Here is a 19,690-nt window from a genome sequence, read left to right as displayed (position 1 = left end):
GGCGATGCGAAACTACCGCTATACCTATTCACGCGTCGTTACACCTGAGAATCGCTCGCGGAAAGAAATAGCGTGTTACCCCCGGTTCCGACGGTGATCGAGACAGTAAGAGCGGGCTACTCGAAGAATCAGCCGCCCTTGAGGGCCGCAGTACACCTCGGCCGTCGCTAACTCGAACGGTCGGACGGCCAGCTCACTCCTCCCCGGCGTCGCGCTCGTCGAACAGCAACGCGAACAGCTTCTGCTGTGCGAGGCGCAGGTGGCGGCTGAACGTCGGCTGTGACACGCCCAGCGAGTCGGCGACGTCCTCGCCGGTGCTCTCGCGGGGCCACTCGAAGAAGCCGGCGTAGTGGGCCGTCTCGAGGGTTCGGAGCTGTTGCTCCGACAGTCGACGCCGAAGTTCGGCATCGAACGCCCCGGCGGGACGAGCGGACCGGTCGTGCTCGCGGCGCGCAGCCAGTTCCGCCCCCGGATACGTTCGCTCGAGCATCCGCAGGAACGATCGAACGTCGACGGTACTCGAGAGGTCGACGACGAGACGGGTGCGGTCATCGACCGGCGTGATCGATCGCAACACCCCGCCGTGGTCCGCGAGCGTTTCCGTAACGGCGGATTCAGCGAGGACGAATTCGACCGCGGACTCGTTCGCACGCTCGCCGACGATCCGTCCCGATTCGACGGCAGATAGCGACTCGATGGCGGCGTGGATCGTCTCCTCGCTCCGTTCCGGGACGGTACAGAACACCGTCGATCCGCCCGACGATCGGGGGACGACGGCCTGCACCTCGAGCGGTCGATCGAGTCGGTGAGCGATCGAGGACAGCGGCTCGTCGTCGTCCCGGAGGACGACCTCGAGTTCGGTGAGGCGGTCGGAAACCAGCGCGCGTTTCCGTTCGATCGCGACGATCGCGTGACTGGCCACCGTCGCGAGGTGTTCGCACAGCCGTCGCGCGGCGTCGTCGAACGCCGAGGGCCGGGTCGCGTAGACGGTGAGCGTGCCGTAGCAGAACTCGTCCGCGACGAGGGGGACGCTCAAAACGGACCGAAAGCCGGACTCGAGCGCGCGCCGCCGCCACTCCGGCTCCGTGCCGCCGAGGTCGCCGGACTCGAGGTCGTCGACAACGGCCGACTCGAGCGACCCGGCGGCCCGCGTCGCCGGATGGTCCGATTCGCTGTCGATCTCCATCGGGATCGCCGCCGACTCGAGGGCGTCCTCGTCTCGGCCGGCCCACGCGTCCGGCGCGATTCGCTCGGCACCGGTCGCGACGCCGCCGACCCAGGCCAGTTCGACGGGCGACGGCAAATCGTCGGTCTCGAGCGAAACGAGGGCCTCGCAGAGGTCCTGGTGGATTTCGGCGCGGGTCTCGCCGGCGAGCAGCGTCCGCTCGACATCGCGCAGGTGCCGACAGCGAGCCGCGACGGACTCGAGTCGTTCGAGGTCGTTGCGGTACGTCCGCATCGTCGACTCCCGTTCGAAGGCATCGAGCGCAGTCGCGGTCGCCCCGGCGATTATCTCGAGGGGCGTGCGATCGAGGGCCTCGAAGGCCATCGGATCGGTACTGGTCGCGAGCAGGATACCGTGGCCGGCAACCGGAACGGCGAGCACCCGATCGGCGCGAATCCCGGAGCGGGTAAGTGCGGGCCCCAGTTCCGACCGGTCGAAGACCACTCCGCTGCCGGTGGCGTCCGCATCGGCCTCGAGGCGCTCTACCAAGTCGGTTCTCGCGCGATCGATCGGCGGGAGATCGATGGAATCGTTTGCCGCTGCCGTCGCGACCGCCGCCGGCCTGAGGACGTCCGCCTCGACGAGATACCAGCCGACGAGGTCGGCACCGCTACAGGCCAGTATCGCATCGACAGCCGACTGGCGAACGGCGGGACGACCCTCGGCCTCGCGCATTGCAGCGACCGTCCGGTCGATCGCCGACAGCGCAGCGGCCGACGATCGGCGTCCGTCGCGAACCACGCAGAGCGTTCGGTCGTCACCCGGCAACGGCGTGACGAGCACGTCGACGGCGCGGCGGGACTCTCCGAGGGTGAGTTGGCCGGAGACGGGCTCCATCCACCTGACCACCGGCGACCGCGACCGTTCGCGGATCGCCGCCGCGAGTTCGTCGTCGAAGACGGCATCGATCGCTCGACCGATGAGCGTCGCCCCGTCGACCAACTCGAACAGCGCCGCGTTGGCGACGGTGATCGTCGATCCCTCGAGAACCGCGACGCCGTCCTCGAGCGCGTCGACGACCGACTCGAGGAGTTCGAATCGGTCCTGGTCGACGGCGGCGGGTTCGCCGTCGGCCGCGTCGCGGGCGTACACCGTGACGCCGGCGTCACCCGGATGGGCGGACACGACGAGCCGAGTCTCGAGCGTCGACGGGTCGGTCTCGAATTCGACCACCGTCCCCGTCGCTTCGGCCTCGAGAAGTCGTTCGTAGAACTGGCTTCGAACGGTGTCGTCGAGGAGATCCCAGACGACGGTTCCGGGCTCGGCGGTCGTCTCGGAGACGAACAGCCGGTTCGCGGCCTCGTTCGCGTACCGAAGCTCCCACCGTGGCCCCAGGCTGAAGATCGGATCCTCGAGTCGGTCGAGTGCCGCCCGAATGCCGGCCGTCGAATCAGCCGCCGTCGCCGTCGAGAGCGTGAGCACGATACCGTCGACGAGCGGATCCGCGAGCCGATTGGTCGCGGTGAGTTCGTACGCACGCCACGTGCCGTCTCCGTGGCCGATCCGCACGGAAACGCGTTCGGTCGCCCCCAACGCGGCCGCCGAGACGGTCTCGAGCGTCCCGCGAACCGCCTCGCGATCGTCCTGGTGAACGAGTTTCGGAAGGGACGTTCGCTCGAGTTCGTCCGGCGTGTAGTCCATTCGGGCCTCGGCGGTCGAACTGGCGTACTCGATGGAGCCCTCGTCGTCGACCACCCAGACGAGCGCGTCGGATCGCTCGAGAATCGACCGCTTGCGCCGGTCCGCCGCGCTCTCCAGACGGAAGCGCTCGGCCGCGTTTCTGACGCGTGCGGCGATGAGCGACCGCGGAGTGTCGGATTCGATGACGTCGGTCGCCCCCGCCTCGAGCACCGTCTCGATCGCCGCGGAATCGATCGACGCCTCGTCGCTCACGGCGACGATCGGCAAGTTTTCGGACCGGCCCCGGAGGCGATCGATCGTCGACGGCCCGTTCGCCACCGTCTCGAACGAACAGACGACGCAGTGAATATCGAGGTGTGCGAGGCGCTCGACGGCGTTCGAGAGCGTTCGCTCCCTGACGAGCGAGACGGACTCGAACTGCGAGGAGAGTGCGTCCATCGCGGTCTCGATCGACTCCGAATCGCCGACAACCAGAATCCGAAGAACATCGCCGACGACGGTCGCGGACTCTTCGCTCACCGGACCGGCACCTCCGTTCGAAACGGTCGACCGACCGCGTACTCGATGGCGCGCGCGTGCGACGGCCGTCGATCCGTCCGGGAGCCGACCGATCGAGCGCTTCCGTCCGCGAGGAGAACGGTCACGATGGTGAGGGTTCCGAGCGTCGGAGGTTAATTATCGATCGCGTATCCTCGAGTAAGATCCGGTTGATGCGGCTCCGCAACGACGCAACGCGGCGACGAATCGGCAGTGTGGTCACCCGCGATCGGCCCCGGTTTCCAACGGCGCCGAGCCGACAGGTTCGAATCGAGCAACGAGGCGCTCGGAACGGGCGTGAAACCGGTTACGTTCCCTCCCGCACGGTGACGACCGGGATCGACGCGTTCCGGACGACCTCTTCGGCGACGCTCCCGACGATCAGGTGATCGAGGCCGGTGCGTCCGTGCGTTCCCATGACGATCAGGTCCATCCCGTTCGTCTCGGCCATATCGACGATCTCCTCCTGGGCGACGCCGTGTCGGACGGTCGTCGTCACCTCGAGCCCCTCTTTGGCCGCGGCTCGTTCGGCTTCCTCGACGGTCTGAACGGCCTCATCTTCCGGGTCGGCGCGCATCTCGTCTCGTTTTTCCGAACTGTGCGGACCGTCCTCGGAGACCGAAACGATGTGTACGGTCGCGTCGAGTTGTCCGGCGAGTGCGATCGCGTGCTCGGTCGCCTGACGAGCGCTGTCACTTCCGTCCGTCGCGAGGAGTAGATCCTGATACATTGTGTGATCGAACAATCAACAGGAAATCGGATACATTTCGTACTTGCGGGTGCCGGCAGCACGTGAGGGCGTTCGCGACCGGAACGGCCAGGTGTCCAGAGACTGGATCACGGGGTGGACAGCCCTGGAAAATCAGCGGCACGAACCCCTCTCGTTCGGCCATACCGAGACCTCACCCGCCGGCTACGTGCTTCTCAGGAAGCCCCACAGTGTTCGTCTTCCGTGCCCTCGCAAGCGGAGCGAACGAGAGCTTCGTCACGCGCACCACGACCGTGGCGACCTCGAGCGTTACTTCGAGAGTAGTGGTCGTTTGAACTTCCTGCTGGAATTCATCCGGCTGTGAGGAGATGAACCGTCTACAGACGAAATCAGAAGGTCATCGGAAGCGGGCTACATCTGGGGTTGCTCCCGTCGTCGGTGTCGTAACGTCTGTCGCGTCGACGAACTGAGTCGGTCAACTGACCCGCAGGACTCCGCGACCTCGACCAGCAGCTCCGTCAGGTTCACCATGTCGGTCACGTACGCCTTGCGCCGCCGGTGCCAGCGAGCGGATGCGTCGTCCGCCGTCAGCACCTCGAGCGCTCGATCTCGAACCGTCTCGTACTCGGCGAACTGCTCGGCGAGGCCGGCGCGCTCGAGTTCCTGAAACTCGCCGTACTCGTGATCGTCGGTGCCGCGGAACCGAAGGGTCGGCGTTCCGAGCAGCGCCGCCTCGGTTGCCATCGTGCCCGTGTCCGCGACCAGCAGCGACGCCTCGGCCATCGCATCGTGGATCAACGCGGGATGGAGGTCGTAGGAGCGAGCGGGCAGGTCCTGGAAGTCCATGTCGTCGCCCTCGTCCGAAACGAAGACGGTGGCGTGCTCGCTCAGTCGTTCGATCAGGTCCCGACGCTGGTCGGCTCTGAACCCCTCGAGATTCGTATCGTGGAGCGCATCGAGCGCGTTGAACCGGACGATGACGTACGGTTCGTCCGGGTCGACGCGGAGGACGCTGCGAACGTCTTCGTCCCGCTCGAATACCTCGGGATGGAGATACGCACATTCCTTGAACCCCTCGAAGGTGTAGTGGGCGTCCCCGAGATCGCGACGGGTGACCTCGGGTGAGAGGATGCAGTCCGCGAACGGGCGAGAGACGGCGTAGTTGAACTCGCCCGGTTCGTCGTCGAGAACGAGGACGATCGACGTCCGCGTGAGCGTGCCCGCGTAGGCGGCGTACGGGCCGCGACCGAAGACGACGTCCGGGTCGAACCGACGCGCCTCGCGACCGATCGTACGGATCTGGTCGCCGAGTTCGCGGACGAACCGAAGCTTCGAGTAGCGGTCGGTTCCGTGTTCGCCGTACACCCGGTACGGCATCTCGAAGAACTCGAGTAGGTCCGTCGTACAGGCGTACTCTCGGGTCAGAACGAGCACGTCGTGTCCCGCGGTCTCAAGGCGGTCGACTGCGTGTCGATACAGATGAACGTGCGCGGGTGTGTTTGCAAAGACGAGAATCCGCATCGGAATACTGTACCCGGAATCGACCCTTTGTAATCACACCGCTACCCGATCCGAGTCGTTTTCGGGTCACAGCGACGCGGTACGTCGCCCGCTCGAGTCGAAAGCGGGCGTCTCGCGATCGCCATTCAGCGAGGGTCTACCGTCGTGATAGTTCGATACGGAGGAAGATCAGCGTCCGGATACCAACTCGATACGACGCGGATAGCGCCTCGAGGTCGGCGGATCAGCTCCTCTAGCGACCGCCATCGAGCGGTACCGTCGAGCGCCGCGATTCATAAGAGTACGTGAATAAAAACGACGTTCCGCCGGTCGTTGTTCGGATTCTCAGCGGTGACAATGAACGTATTGAACGATTGAACGCCGTCGTAGCGTCGCTGTTCCGTCTATAACAAAACGGCGCGGACTGGTAGCGACCAGCCAGTCGGTAATGCACGTCCTCACCCTTACGAACAGCGCCGACGCACCGTTCATGAACCAGCAGATGACCGCGCTCGAGGAGCGCGGCGTCTCCTTTACCACGCTGGCGGTTTCGGGGGACGTCGACGCCGAAACGGCGCGCGGCCCGACGGACTACCTCCGGACGGTTCCACGGGTCCTCGCGGAGACGAGCAACGGCTACGACCTGATCCACGCCCACTACGGGCTGATGGCCCCGATGGCGCTCGCCCAGTTCGGCACGCCGGTCGTCCTGTCGCTGTGGGGTTCGGACGTGCACGGCCCCGTCAAACCCGTAAGCAGCGCGTGTGCGCCACTGTGTGACGAGGTCATCGTCATGTCGGAGGAGATGCGCGAGGTGCTCGGGCGGGACTGCCGGGTGATCCCCGACGGCGTCGACCTCGAGACGTTTCGACCGGAACCCAGGGCCCGCGCCCGCGAGAAAGTCGGCTGGGACGATGCGGGTGACGCCTACCAGGTGCTCTTTCCGTACCCGCCAGAGCGCGAGGTCAAGAACTACCCGCGGGCGAAACGAGTGGTCGCCACGGCCGACAACTTGCTCGAGCGGCCGGTCGAACTCCGGACCGTCTCCGGCGTCGACCACGACGCGGTCCCCGATTACATGAACGCCGCGGACGCCCTCCTGCTGACCTCTCACAGCGAGGGGTCGCCGAACTCGGTGAAGGAAGCGCTGGCCTGTAACCTCCCCGTCGTCGCCGTCGACGTCGGCGACGTCCGGGAGCGTCTCGAGGGCGTCGAGCCGTCGCGGATCGGAACCACCGACGAGGAGTTGATCGTCGGGCTGATGGACGTTCTCGAACGCAGTGAGCGGTCGAACGGCCGAGAGGCCGCTCGAGAGGTGAGCATCGAACGGACGGCGGACCGAATGCTCGAAATTTACGAACGAGTCGCACGGAGCACGATGCGAACGTCCCCGAACGACGCCGGGAAGAACGCGACGAATCAGCAACCGCTGTCGGACAAGAGGTAGCGAGTACTCGATTCGCACGTCCGCGTACGGCGCGTATTCGGTTCAGTGGCTCTGTTGAAACCCTCAGGTAGTGATAGGCTCAATACCCTCTGCGGTAAGTACAGGCGAAGAACAGTGCACTCACCGCGAGCGAGCGAAGGGAGCGAGCGGGCCGACGACCGACCCGTAGGGGAGGGAGGAGTGCTTTTCATCAACGTTTTGCCGAGCGACCGAGCGCCAGCGAGGGAGCGCAGAGCAAAAGGTTGGCACACGTAGTTACCGTTCAGTACAGGCGAAGTAGTGAGCAAACAACATTCCATCAAAGTATATAGTATCTCAACAAATACGTATGGTATGAGCGTTGGAGATACTCTGACCGCTGTGGGACGGTCAGAAATATCGCTCCTGAATGCAGTTTCAATTGTTATCGCTACCGCACCGTTTGGAAGCCTATTCGGGTTCTTCTTCACGACTCACTTCGTCTCCGAGGAGACAACAGCAGTGTGGCTGACAACTATCGCATTTGCCGTGTTAGGCTTAATCGTCTGGTCGGTTCGGTTTGAGTGAAATCGCTCAGTTCGCACGTGTAGTGTTCGTGTGTTTCACGCAAAAACACGTCTGAATAATAGGATTTCAACAGAGCCGGTTCAGTAGGATGATACGAAGAGAGCCCTACGTCGAGACCCTACGTGGGAATCAAGCCCTGATCGAGTAGCCGCGCATCGAGTGTGCAGCGGCGTCCCTCGACGGCGATCGGTACCGACCGCTACTTCACTTCCGCCCGGTACCACGCCATGGTCTCCGGTAAGTGCGCCTCGATCGGCTGGTACTCGTAACCCAGTTCCGCCTCGGCCTTTCTCGAGGTGTAGAACATGCGCTTCGTCGCGAGTTGGGCCATCTGGCGGTCGAACGGGAACACTCGCACGCCGGCGACCGCGCTCGCGGCTTCGGCGACCGGCCCGGCGGCGTGAATCGCCGTGGCCGGGACGCGGATCCGAGCGGGGGAACCGTCGACGGCGTGGGCGATCCGCGAGACCGCCTGGTTGAAGGTCAGGTTCTCGCCGCCGAGGATGTAGTGTTCGCCGGTGGCCCCTTTCTCGGCGGCGAGCAACAGGCCGTCGACGACGTCGGAGACGCCGACGATGCTCAACCCGCCGGGGAGGTGGGCGGGCATCGTGGGTTCGACGCCCATCGCCAGCAGTTGGGCGGTGAACTCCTCGTCGCCGGGGCCGAAGATCGAAGTCGGATGGACGGTAACCGCGTCGCCGTCCGTCTCGGCGTACCGATCGACGAGCCGTTCCGCCTCCGCCTTCGAGGACTGGTAGGCACCGATCGGTTCGGCGACGTCCGTCTCGTCGGCGAACGACGCACCGTCGGGCGGGCGGCGCGTTCCGGACGTGCTGGTGAAGACGAACCGGCCGATATCGCTCTCTCGACAGGCCTCGAGAACGCGCTCGGTCCCGTCGACGTTGACCCGTTCGACCGTCTCGGGGCCGGCGCTCCAGAGGCCGATGCCGGCGAGGTGGAAGACGACGTCGGCACCGTCGACCAGCGAGCGCAGCGTCTCGTCGTCGAAGAGATCGCCGACGTACCAGTCGACGCCGTCGAGATCACCGCGATCCGACGTCGGTCGGCTGAGGCCGCGAACCGCCCAGCCGTCGTCGAGCAAGCGCTCACAGAGGTGCGAGCCGAGAAATCCCGTCGCGCCGGTGACGGCGGCCGTTTTCGCCCCGGTCATCGTTTACTCTCGAGCTGGGGCGGGACGGCGTCGCCGGCCACCGCCGCGTAGAGTCGGTAAGCGGTCGTGACGGCCGGGTGGGTGTCGTCCGGCGGCGGTAGCTCGCCGTCGGGGAGGCGCCGTCTGAGCGCCGTCAGGTCGACGTCCGGGCCGGAGCCGTTCGCACCGTTTTCGAGGGTAACCGACGGATCCTCGTCGCCGAACGCGCGTCTGAGCGCCGGATCCTCCTCGATGGAGCGATCGAGCAGCGACGTGCCGATCGCGTCGATTCGCGGCGTCGGTCCCGCGAACAGGGTGTCCGCGGCGACCGGATCGCCGCCGTAGGCGGTCGTCGCGTCCAGTACGGAAACGGCGGGTTCGACGGCCTGCATCGCTGCGACGGCGGTCAGATCGGTGTCGGCAACCGCCGTGACGTGCGAGCCGAGCGTTCGTATCCCGCCAGCGACCGGGCCGTCCTCGCTCGGCCGAAGCGTCGGCACGACGACGACGGTGCTCTCGAGGAGTCGTTCCGGAACGGACACCGAAATCCGATCGTCTGCGAGCGCGACGACGATATCGCGGCGGGATTCCTCGGCGAGGTCGACGACGTCGGCGTTGAATCGCTCGACGACGGACGGGTAGTCGAGGTACTCGGCCGTCCGATCGAACGCGATTCGATCGTCGCTCGCCCCCGCAACGGCGACGTTGGCCTCGGACCATCGCTCGAGATGACCGGCGATCGAGCCGACGACTGCGGGGTCGGTCACCATCCCGGTCGACGGATGGAACGGGTAGTGTGCGTCGGGAACGAGCGTGATCCGGTCGGTCTCCGTCAGCGAACTCGCGTAGGGCTCGAGGACCTCCCGGACGGGCGACTCGAGGGCGGCCAGTCGTGCATCGACGTCGGGCCGCCAGCCGCCCCGTCGGTCGGAACCGTCGACGGCGGCGACGCGAACGCTCACGGCATCACCTCCGGCACCTCGAGTTCGTCGCTGGCAGTCTCTGCCGCGAGTTCGTACGCGGTCTCGGCCAACTCGAGCGTCCGCAGCCCGTCGGCACCGTCGACCGGCGGCGTCTCGTCGTTTCGAATCGCCTCACAGAAATCCTCGAGGGCGTCGTAGTGGGCCTGGAGGTAGAACGTCGGCCCGAAAACGTCCGGCTCGCCGCCCGTAACCCGGCTCGCGACGTTCGAGAGTGCGGACTTGGCCGCCCCTGCGTAGAAGTTACCGGGCAGGTGATCCTGGTTGCTGATCGTCCCGGTGACCCCCTCGAGTCGCAGTCGGGTGTTGACCTCGGGGAGCTGTTCCCACTGGTAGGTGCCACAGTGGAGCGTGATCGTCGTCTCCGTCTCCGGCGCTCGCAGCAACACCGTCGCGGCGTCCTCGGCGGGAATCTCGAGCGTCTGGCCCATCGTCGCGTCTCGGACCTCGAGATCGCCGAACAGCCACTCGAGGACGTCGAAACAGTGGACGCCGAGTTCGACCAGCGACCCCCCGCCCGCGGCGTCGGGATCCATCGGCCACGCCGGCGGTGCCTCGTCGGCGGGGGGCTTCCCGAGCGGGTGATCGTTGAGTCTCGTGATCGACGCGTAGGGAACGTGACCGACGCTGCCGTCCTGGTACTCGGCTTTCACGCCCGCCATATCCGGCTGGTAGCGAAGCGTGTGATCGACGCCGACCGCGATGCCCGCCTCGCGGGCCGTCTCGAGCATTTCGTCTGCCTCTTCGGTCGAGCGAGCGAGCGGTTTCTCGACGAAAACGTCGACGCCGGCTTCGGCGGCTCGCTCGACGGCCTCGGCGTGGAGGAACGGAGGCAGTGCAACGACCGCGACGTCGAGGTCCTCGGCGTCGAGCAGGGCCGCATAATCATCGTACGTACGGGCCGCGCCGGCGCGTTCGGCCCGGTCGCGGTTTTCCGGAACCGCGTCGGCGGCCGCGACCACGTCGACGTTCGGCATCCGAAGTGCCGACTTGAGGTGTACCATGCCGATGTTCCCGACGCCGAGGACGCCAAGCGAGAGCGCACTCGAGTCGGTCCACCGGCCGAGAAGCGTTGGTGGCATCTGCCCGAAACCGGGCCGGCAGCGGGCTTTGTTATCGTCGCCATACCCGCCGGAACCGGCGAGTAGCACCTCCATTCACGCGAGCGGTTCCGACGACGGCGCTCTGCTCGACCGTTGCGTCGACGGCGACGGCGGTCAGTTCCAGCTCGCTCTCGCCTGCGCGTCGACGCCGCTTTCGGTTCCGTCGACCCCGCGCGACTGCGTGACTCGCTTCGCAACGTCGCACATCGTTTCGACGGTGAGATCGGTCTCCGATCGGCGGCGCTCGATATAGGCGAGGATCGCTCGCATGCGACGATCGTCCCGTTCGTTCGTCAGATTGTTCGGGTGAAGCCACATGTGGAAGATCCCGTCCGATCGTACTGCATCGTCGATACCTCGGCGAGCCAGTTCGAGCATGGGGTCGGTCCAGATCGACTCGGCGACGGTCCGTGCTGGCCCCTCGAAGCCGAAGAGGAACATCGAGGCCGGAACGTTGACCAGTCCGTACTCGTCGATCTCGGGTTCGACGACCATCGAGTGATCGCGGACGGTCGAATCGAAGACGCCGCGAACGCCGTCTCGAGTCGGCGATTTGCCGCGGTAGGCCGAAACGCCGTAGTCGGCCAACACGTCGCGGTGACCGACGTCGTTGCGCGGATAGATGAACGAGTCGACGGTCTGGTCCCACGCGGCGGCGATCTCGGTACTGCGCTCGAGTTCGGCGACGGCGAGTTGGCGATCCGTCTCGGGTCTCCCGAAGAGCACGTGAGAAAACGAGTGGCTGGCGAACTCGTGGTCGACGTCGGCCTCGAGGATGTCCGTGACGAGGTCGGGGCCGAAGCGGAGATCCTCGCGGTCGCGCCACTCGCCGCGTTCGCGGTCGAACCAGCCCGGCGGTGCAGGGTGATCGGCGTGCGTGCCGTCACAGGACTCGAGCATGAGGTGGCCGACGACGGCCCACGTCGCCGGGACGTCGAACTCCTCGAGTAACTCGAGCATGACGTTCCAGCCGCGGCGGCCCGATTCGACCCGCTCGCTCGGTGGGTCCGTAAGGTCGTGAAATCCCCAGCCGAGTTCGGCATCGAGGGAGATGACGACGCTACCCACGGGACCCACCACCGGTAGTGATCCGACGCATCCGTCTCATACCGCGACAGTATCCGAGGGCTGGTTTTGTTATGGATCGCCTGTGGCGGTGGGCGCGGTCGTAACAGGGACTGTACGGTCCGCGATATCGTCCCGCGAACCGTCAGTCACGAGCCGTGTATTTCGGCTGCGAACCGACCGAACCGGTCCGTCTGCTGACTCGAGCGCCTGTGAAATCTCCCCATAACAAAGCTGCCGTCCCGGTATCTGCAGGACAGCAGGCGTCCTTGGCGTCTCAATAATCAATCATGAGCATGTCTTCCCCGACAGCCGAGCGCGCATTCGTGCTCGGATTCGACGGCGTACCGTGGAGACTCATCGAACAATGGAGTGAGGAGGGCGAACTCCCTAATTTCGCCCGAATGCGTGAGGACGGTGCGTCCGGTACTCTCGAGAGTACCCAACCCGCGACGACGCCGCTGGCGTGGCCGTCGATTGCGACGGGCGTCTGGCCGGACAAACACGGACTCTACGGCTTCCAGAACCTCTCATCAGGGTATTCCCACGAGATGTACACGAGCCACGATATCCGGCAACCGACGCTCTGGGACCAACTCTCGCCGGCCCACGTCGGCAACGTGCCGATGTCGTACCCGGCAAAGGAGATCAACGGCTCGATGGTCACCGGGATGATGACGCCCTCGACGGACAGGGACTACACCCATCCACCGGAGCTCAAAGACGAGATCGAGTCGCGAATTCCCGATTACAGCATCAGCCTCGACTATCCCGACTACGCCGACCGCCTCGACGAGTTCGAGATCGCGGTCGACGACATGCTCGCGGACCGTCGCGAACTCATGCGGCTTCAGATGGACGAAGCCGGCGACGACTGGGGACTGTTCTTCTTCGTCTACACCGCTCCGGATCGCTTCCAGCACCTCATCTGGGATATGGATCGGCTCCTCGAACACTACAAGAAACTCGACGACATCCTCGGCGAAGTGATGGCGTATACCGACGAGCACGACGCCGACCTCTACGTGGTCTCCGACCACGGCTTCGGTCCGATCGAGGAACTCGTCTACGTCAACCACTACCTCGAGCGGGACGGCTACCTCTTCAGAGAAGAGGACGACGGCACCCGCGGGGCGCTCGCCAGCCTCGGCATCTCGCGCGATCGGATCACCGGCGCTCTCGAGCGGATCGGGATTTCCGAGGAGATGATCGTCTCGACGCTCCCCCGATCGATCGTCGATTCGGTCGCCGAACAGATACCGGGGGACCACGCCCTCTACGACGTCGATTACGATCGAACCGTCGCGTTCGTTCACGGTGCCGGCTGTCTGTACATCAACGACACCGACCGCTTCGACAGCGGCGTCGTCGATCCGAGCCAGATCCCAGCGATCAAAGACGAGCTAACCGACCTGTTCGAGTCGGTGACCAACGACGACGGAGAACCCATGCTCAAAGTACTCGACGGCGACGAGCTGTTCCCGACCGACGACGGCTCGCCGGATCTGGTCGTCAACGGGCGGGGCGTCTACGAGGCTCGCAACGCCCTGACCGGCGAACCGACGGGCGACACCGGGACGTACGCGGCGAGTCACCGCAGCGAAGGGATCGTCCTCTGTCGCGGACCGTCGGTCGACGCCGGTGCGACGCTCCGCGGTGCCCGCGTCGTCGACATCGCACCGACCCTGCTACACGGCATCGGCGAACCCGTTCCGGAAAACGCCGACGGTCGCGTACTGTTCGACGCCTTCGACGACGCTGCGACGCCCTCCTCGACGAAAGTCGAGCGAACCGGCGTGTCGCGGACGGAAAACGACGAGGCGGTCGACGACGACTTCACCGACGTCGAGGATCGACTGAAGGGGCTCGGCTACATGGAGTGAGCGGTCAGTACGTGGACGGTGCGGTTGCTGGTGGTCTCGTTTTCGCGCTGATTTCGAAGGGGGGTTATCCGCAGCTTTCCGCGTTCGGGCGGACACCCCCGCCGGTCCGGGGTCAGTTCTCTCCTCCGCGCGAGGTTCGCTCCCGGTACCGATGCACGCGATCGTACGGACGCTGACGGCGCGAGATTCCGTGACGGAATCGCGATCGAAACTGCCGAACAACCGAGCGGCCTCGCGCGAGGCTCGTTTAGACACGTCATAACATTTCTATTCCATATGAGAGTGATGCTATGGACAATCCCACCTGGGCCGGGAACGGATCGGTAGTCGTCCCGGGGATCTCCGCCCCGAGTACCGTCGCCTGCGTGAGATCGCTCGGCCGACGCGGTATCAGAACGATCGTCGTCTCGAGCGACGAAACGACGCCGGCGTTTCAGTCGAAGTACTGCGACGAGGCGGTTCGTGTGCCGTCGCCGCACGACGATCTCGTGGCGTACAAGGACGCGTTGCGCTCGCTCGCGATGCGTCCGGACGTGCGGACGATCATTCCCGTTCGAGAACCCGACGTCTACGTTCTCTCGAAGTACCGAGACGAGTTCGCCGAGTACGTGCGCACGCCGTGGCCGACGTTCGAGACGCTGGCGCGCGCGCAGGATCGCATGCGACTCTTCGATGCCGCCGAAACCGCGGGCGTCGCCGCGCCGGAGACCGCCCTGTTCACGACGGCACCCGACCAGGAGCGACAGTGGATCGTCAAACCCAGGTACACGATCCTCGGCGACGAGTACGTCGACGAGTACACGCCGGAGACGTGCGTTTCCCCGCCGTCGACTCGATACCTCGAGTCGTGCCACGGTGCCACCGCCGAAGACGTCCACGTGGAGATGAAACACGTCCCCCTCGTTCAGGAGTACGTCTCGACGACCGAGGAGTACGGCTTCTTCGCGCTCTACGACGAGGGCAAGCCGCTGGCGACGTTCCAGCACCGACAGCGACGCGGCTACAGCTACGCCGGCGGACCCAGCGCGTTTCGAGAATCGGTCGACATTCCCGCGCTCGAGGAATCGGGGCTCGCGTTGCTCGACGAACTGGACTGGCACGGGCTCGCGATGGTCGAGTTCCTGCGCGACGACGAGACGGGCGAGTTCAAGCTCATGGAGGTCAATCCCCGGTTCTGGTCGTCGCTCCCCTTCTCCGTACAGACCGGCGCGGATTTCCCCTACTACTACTGGTTGCTGGCCAACGGACAACGAGACCGGATCGATCACAGCTACCGGCCGGGAATCGGCGGCCACCTCCTCCGTGGCGAACTGCTGTATCTCCACTCGGTGCTCACCAAGGAGATCGAACTCGTCGAGAAGCCGTCGATATCCGACGCGGTGTCGACAGTCGCGCGATCGCTCTACGATCAGCCGCGGTTCGACTACCTCAGTCGCGACGACCTGCGTCCCTTCGTTCGCGACCTCATGAATACCTTCTCGGAGATACGATAACCGACGATCCGCCACCGAGCGTCCACTGGCGGTTTCACTCATCACCCCGCCCGCGAGTATCTACTATCCGTCACATCTTACATTCATCACATCGTACGCGACCAGCTACGCGGTGGTCAGTATCCGTCTGACTGTATTTCTCGAGTAGCTACCATTAATTCGACAGGAAAGCTTATACCGAGATGCTCGGGTTACGGAGTATGGTACGCGATACATCAGTACGGAACCACGCTTCCACGACTGACGCTGCACAGCTTCCGAACCTCGTAACGATCGTCGGTCGGGGAGTTCCCTCGAATTTCGAGATCGCCGTCGACGGGGATCTCGAGATGGTCGCGGACGATCCCGTCGAGGAGGCAACGATCGTCTCGGGCGGCGCCGCGGAGGGAACGATCGACGTTGGCGTCCAGCGATTCCGATTCGCCGGGCAGGTGACGAACGTCCGCCTCGTCGACTGGAACGGCGTCCCGGCACCCGAGTCCGCGAGCGTTCCGCACGTCCACGTCGATTACGGCGTTCCCAAGCGGTAGTCTCGACGGAGCGGAGTAGAGACGCGGTTTCTTCGACAGCTGACAGCGTAGCGATGCAACCGTATCCTATACTCGAGACCCGCGACGGACAGAACGCGGCGAGCGCTATCGGACAGGTCGAGACGGGGAGCCCGTTATCGGCCGGATCGAACGCGCCGCAGCCCCGATTTGGCCGTCGTCCAGGCGGGGTAGACGGTGTTGTACACGCTGGTCGGTGCGTTTCTCGCACCCGCACGGAGCAGCCGGTGAGACAGCGGGGACGCCGACTCCGAGACGAGATCCTCGAGGTCGGCCGACTCGAGCCACTCGAAAAAGACCTCCTCCTCGAGCGATTCGGGCTCCGTTTCGCGCGCGCGATCGCGGATGTCCGCCCACATGTGCAGTTCGTCCTGTCCGAGGACCCACTGCCCCTCCTCGAGGGCGGTCCGGATCTCGCGGTACTCTTCGTCAGCGAACGGATACCCGTGTACCGTCGGCTCGAGTCCGGAGAGTCGCAGTCCGACGGCGGTCCGGTAGCACTTCTCGCACTCGCCGCAGTTGCCGTCCATCCGGACGTTACAGGTCTGGAGTTCGAGCGTCGGCTCCTCGGTTTCGACGTAGTCGGCGATGACGTCGAGGCGCTCCTGTCGGGTGAGGTCGTAGGAGTCGTGGTGGCACTGCGTACCCGCCCACCGGACGTGATCGTCGATGTCGGGGCGCGATCCCCACTCGAGGTCGATTCCCTCCCAGTGGGTGGCGGCGACGTAGAGATCGTCGATACCTCGGGCGTAGGCCATCGGGGCACAGAGGCCGAGGAGGCCGAGGCCGTGGCCGACGGAGCTGTACCACGCCCCGTCGACGTGACGTTTGTAGTGGGCCAGCAACATCGGGTGGGCGAGGAAGGAGAGCATGTTCGACTCGACGAACGCCGTCTCGAGGCCGTGGGAGTCGGCGAACGACGAGACGCGCGACCGAAGGTGCTCCCAGTCCTCGTCGTCGGCCGAGTCGGGCGTGATCGTCCAGCCCCGGATGCTGATGAGCGTCGGGTTCTCCTCGCGGTGGCGGACGTACGAACACGTCGAGTCGACGCCGCCGGTAAAGAGGAGCCCGCTCTCGCCGCCGTCCGCGGGATCGGCGTCGATCGTTCGTTTCGCATAGAGGGTACCGCCCTCGAGGAAGTCGTACATTGAGAGCAACGACGCCTTCACGTCCTCTAAGGCGCGGGCGAACGCAGCGTCGACCTCGTCGACGTAGACGTCGGCCCCGTTCGCCCACGCGACGGGACAGACCTGCGCGAGGACCGGGATCGCGAGCACCCCCTCGGGAACGTCCTCGATCGAGACGTCGTACTCGGTTCGAAACGATTCGGTCGTGAAAAAACGCTCGAGGTCCGCGGACGTGCGAACGTCACACTCGAGGGTCGTACCGTCGGCGCTGACGCGGTCGATAACGATGGATGACATAGGTTAGGGTGGGTCGTTGATCAGCGGCTACTGCACGCACTGGTCGCTGTCGACTCGACGGATCACGAACTAGTACAAAAACCATCAGAACCGTTGATCGTTCGGAACGTGAGAATGCAACGGATACCGATCGATTCACGGTCGATAATGGATGCATACCTCCGTCACCTCTCGTGTGAGAAGTACCGATTTACGCTCGGTCGACGGTCCACAGGCGATGACACACCTCCTTCGCTCGCGTGCGCGTTCGAACGGGTCCATTCGCGGCGACGGTCGATCCGGGCCACGCGACGGCGATTCCGGGGACGGTCCGCTCGAGGCGGTCGGCCCGGCCACCTCGACATGGCACGCGAACCTCCAGTATCGATGGACCGCGGAGCGCACCGTCGTCGAAGGAGCGACGAGCCGACGGCCGGAACGGACGGGATGCCATCAGCGAGACGCTGGCGGTCGTGTTTCGGTGTCGAGCGCACGGAACCCCGCAATATACTCCCCCGCAGACGGGGAAGTCGGCGGTATAGGAGCCCTATAACAAACGTTGGGTTCGATGACCTTCGGCCAAGACATGCGTATTGATACTGGACTGAACAGCGATTTAGCTACAAGATCATGAAACGATCGACGCTCAACATCACGTTCGCCGTCGGCTTTCTCGCGACGGCGGTCGGGCTTCTCGTCGCGAGATCGAACCCCGCGAGCAGCTACGAGCCGTCGATATACACGGGCACGCCGACGATAACGTGGGCCGCGTTCGCCCTCGCGTTGGCCGTCGCCGTGAGTACGGCGCTCACCTGCCGTGGCCGCGAGCAGGCGTGCGGCATCGCACTCGGCGCAACCACGGTCACGGGGATCGTCAGTCTCCCGGTGATCAGGAACTACCGGTTTGCTGGAATGGGCGACGCGCTCACCCACCTCGGCTGGACGCGAGATATCGTCACCGGACAGACGGCACCGCACGAGCTGTTTTACCCCGGCATTCACTCGCTCGCCTCGGTCTTTCACTACGTCGGCGGCGTCCCGATCGAACGCGCACTCCTGTTCGGCATCGTCATCCTCTTCGTGCCGTTCCTGCTGTTCGTTCCGCTCGTCGTTCGGGAGATCTCCGGGAGCGGCGTTGCGGTCGGGATCGCGGCGGTCATCTCCTGGATGGTGTTGCCGATCAACAACATCGCGACGCACATGGGCGTCCACACGAACTCGAACGCCCTCTTTCTGGTTCCCGTCGTCGTCTTCGCGTTCGTCGCGTACCTCCGCCGCCGCGCGGCGATCGAGCGCCTCGCGTTCGGCCTTTCGCCGTTCACCCTCCTCATCTTCCTGACGGGGATCGCGCTCCTGTTCGTCCACCCACAGCAGATGATCAACGTCGTCGTCCTGCTCGGCGCGATCAGCGCCGTCCAGTTCCTCGCCCGACGGCGCTACGACGACCACCCGATCCTCGACCATCCGACGATGTACGCTCACACGGTCGTCCTCGGAGTCATCTTCACCGTCTGGGCGACGAGCAACGAGCGGTTCAGAGACGCGCTGGCCGGGCTTCTCACCGGCATCCTCACCGCCGACGTCGGCGGCGGTGCCGAGGTCGGCCAACGCGAGGCCTCGCTCCAGGAGATCGGAGGCGGTCTCGGCGAACTGTTCGTGACGATGTTCTTCGAACTCGCAGTGATCTCGCTCGTCGTCGGCGTCTTCATCCTGCTGGTGTGGCTCGGTCGGACCAGTCTCGACCCCGAGACGAAGTCGTTCGTCAACTACCTCTCGTTGTCGCTGATCCCGCTAACCGGGATGTTCTTCGTCTACTTCTTCGGGACGCCGACCATGGCGTTTCGACAGGTCGGTTTCCTCGCAGTCATTCTCACGATCCTCGCGGGAGTCGCTTTCGCACGCGGCGTTGGCGGACTCTCGAGCGTGATCACGAGACCGGGTGCGAACGCCGTCGTCGCGCTCGCACTCGGGGCCTGTCTCGTCCTCGGACTGATGACGGTGTTCGCCTCGCCGATCATCTACAGTCCCAATCAGCACGTTACCGATCAGAAGTTCAGCGGCTATGAGGCCGGACTGACACACACCGACGACGACACGCCCCTCGCGGGGATGGGATACGATCCCTACCGGTACGACCACGGTCTCAACGGCATCGAACGCGAAGGGACGCTGAGCGCGGGGACGGCGGACAGCGGCACCGTCGATCCCGAGGCGTTCGAGGCCGGCAACTACAGCGGGGCGTATCACGGGAGCGATTACTACTTCGTCGTCACCGAGTTCGATCTGACTCGAGAAATCGAGATCTACGACGAACTCCATCACAGCGAGGACTCGCTCGAGGAGTTCGAGACCCGCGAGGGTGTCGACAAGGTGATCTCGAACGACGAGTTCCGGATGTACTCCGTGTCCGGCAGCGGGTAGGAACGGTCGAACTCGGGAACGAGCTCCATAACAAAGCCC

Annotated in this window: 15 protein-coding genes; 6 read left to right on the top strand and 9 right to left on the bottom strand. The window is 64.9% G+C overall.

Annotated features, from left to right (window positions below):
* Window positions 1-193 precede the first annotated feature (193 nt).
* From DWB23_RS22165 to DWB23_RS22155, 3 genes are all read right to left on the bottom strand, one after another.
* On the bottom strand, window positions 194-3,385 hold the full coding sequence (locus DWB23_RS22165) for a bacterio-opsin activator domain-containing protein (protein ID WP_121744954.1): 3,192 nt from the start codon (window positions 3,383-3,385) through the stop codon (window positions 194-196).
* Window positions 3,386-3,710: 325 nt separating this feature from the next.
* Window positions 3,711-4,133: a universal stress protein gene (locus DWB23_RS22160; RefSeq protein ID WP_121744953.1), complete on the bottom strand. Its 423-nt coding sequence runs from the start codon at window positions 4,131-4,133 to the stop codon at window positions 3,711-3,713.
* 390 nt (window positions 4,134-4,523) lie between these two features.
* Complete coding sequence (locus DWB23_RS22155) at window positions 4,524-5,633, bottom strand: DUF354 domain-containing protein (RefSeq protein ID WP_121744952.1); 1,110 nt, start codon at window positions 5,631-5,633, stop codon at window positions 4,524-4,526.
* 427 nt (window positions 5,634-6,060) lie between these two features.
* Between DWB23_RS22155 and DWB23_RS22150 the strand changes: the two genes are divergently transcribed.
* Both DWB23_RS22150 and DWB23_RS23350 read left to right on the top strand, forming a co-directional pair.
* Window positions 6,061-7,059: a glycosyltransferase gene (locus tag DWB23_RS22150; RefSeq protein ID WP_121744951.1), complete on the top strand. Its 999-nt coding sequence runs from the start codon at window positions 6,061-6,063 to the stop codon at window positions 7,057-7,059.
* 333 nt (window positions 7,060-7,392) lie between these two features.
* On the top strand, window positions 7,393-7,605 hold the full coding sequence (locus tag DWB23_RS23350; RefSeq protein WP_162989937.1) for a hypothetical protein: 213 nt from the start codon (window positions 7,393-7,395) through the stop codon (window positions 7,603-7,605).
* A gap of 199 nt (window positions 7,606-7,804) precedes the next feature.
* On the opposite strand, the gene DWB23_RS22145 is transcribed toward DWB23_RS23350, so the two are convergent.
* From DWB23_RS22145 to DWB23_RS22130, 4 genes are all read right to left on the bottom strand, one after another.
* A complete protein-coding gene (locus DWB23_RS22145; protein WP_121744950.1) occupies window positions 7,805-8,776 on the bottom strand; it encodes an NAD-dependent epimerase/dehydratase family protein in 972 nt (323 codons plus the stop codon).
* The gene (locus tag DWB23_RS22140) at window positions 8,773-9,717 is read right to left on the bottom strand and encodes a DUF362 domain-containing protein (protein ID WP_121744949.1); all 945 of its coding nucleotides are present in this window, start codon (window positions 9,715-9,717) and stop codon (window positions 8,773-8,775) included. The genes DWB23_RS22145 and DWB23_RS22140 overlap by 4 nt, the downstream gene beginning before the upstream one ends.
* Window positions 9,714-10,817, bottom strand: a complete 1,104-nt coding sequence (locus DWB23_RS22135; protein ID WP_121744948.1) for a Gfo/Idh/MocA family protein — start codon at window positions 10,815-10,817, stop codon at window positions 9,714-9,716. The genes DWB23_RS22140 and DWB23_RS22135 overlap by 4 nt, the downstream gene beginning before the upstream one ends.
* A gap of 135 nt (window positions 10,818-10,952) precedes the next feature.
* Window positions 10,953-11,906, bottom strand: coding sequence for a polysaccharide deacetylase family protein (locus DWB23_RS22130; protein WP_121744947.1), 954 nt, complete (start codon window positions 11,904-11,906; stop codon window positions 10,953-10,955).
* A 287-nt stretch (window positions 11,907-12,193) separates the two neighbouring features.
* Here DWB23_RS22130 and DWB23_RS22125 point away from each other — a divergent pair, with 287 nt between their 5' ends.
* The 3 genes from DWB23_RS22125 to DWB23_RS22115 all read left to right on the top strand — a co-directional run bounded on the left by DWB23_RS22125 (window position 12,194) and on the right by DWB23_RS22115 (window position 15,809).
* Entirely contained in the window at window positions 12,194-13,786 is a 1,593-nt protein-coding gene (locus DWB23_RS22125; protein ID WP_121744946.1) for an alkaline phosphatase family protein, read from the top strand.
* Between the two features lie 290 nt (window positions 13,787-14,076).
* Complete coding sequence (locus tag DWB23_RS22120; protein ID WP_121744945.1) at window positions 14,077-15,279, top strand: carboxylate--amine ligase; 1,203 nt, start codon at window positions 14,077-14,079, stop codon at window positions 15,277-15,279.
* A gap of 200 nt (window positions 15,280-15,479) precedes the next feature.
* Window positions 15,480-15,809, top strand: a complete 330-nt coding sequence (locus tag DWB23_RS22115) for a hypothetical protein (RefSeq protein ID WP_121744944.1) — start codon at window positions 15,480-15,482, stop codon at window positions 15,807-15,809.
* 134 nt (window positions 15,810-15,943) lie between these two features.
* Here the strand turns inward: DWB23_RS22115 and DWB23_RS22110 are convergent, their stop codons facing one another.
* Window positions 15,944-17,251 (bottom strand): hypothetical protein, encoded by a 1,308-nt coding sequence (locus DWB23_RS22110; RefSeq protein WP_121744943.1) that lies wholly within the window; start codon window positions 17,249-17,251, stop codon window positions 15,944-15,946.
* Window positions 17,252-17,441: 190 nt separating this feature from the next.
* Window positions 17,442-17,600: a hypothetical protein gene (locus tag DWB23_RS22105; protein WP_162989936.1), complete on the bottom strand. Its 159-nt coding sequence runs from the start codon at window positions 17,598-17,600 to the stop codon at window positions 17,442-17,444.
* Window positions 17,601-17,860: 260 nt separating this feature from the next.
* Here DWB23_RS22105 and DWB23_RS22100 point away from each other — a divergent pair, with 260 nt between their 5' ends.
* The gene (locus DWB23_RS22100; RefSeq protein ID WP_121744941.1) at window positions 17,861-19,651 is read left to right on the top strand and encodes a hypothetical protein; all 1,791 of its coding nucleotides are present in this window, start codon (window positions 17,861-17,863) and stop codon (window positions 19,649-19,651) included.
* The last annotated feature ends 39 nt before the right edge of the window (window positions 19,652-19,690 follow it).

Origin of the sequence: Natronorubrum halophilum, from assembly GCF_003670115.1 — an archaeon.
GTDB lineage: Archaea > Halobacteriota > Halobacteria > Halobacteriales > Natrialbaceae > Natronorubrum > Natronorubrum halophilum.
Note: the sequence above shows the minus strand (reverse complement) of the source record. Positions and strands in the feature narration are given on the sequence as shown.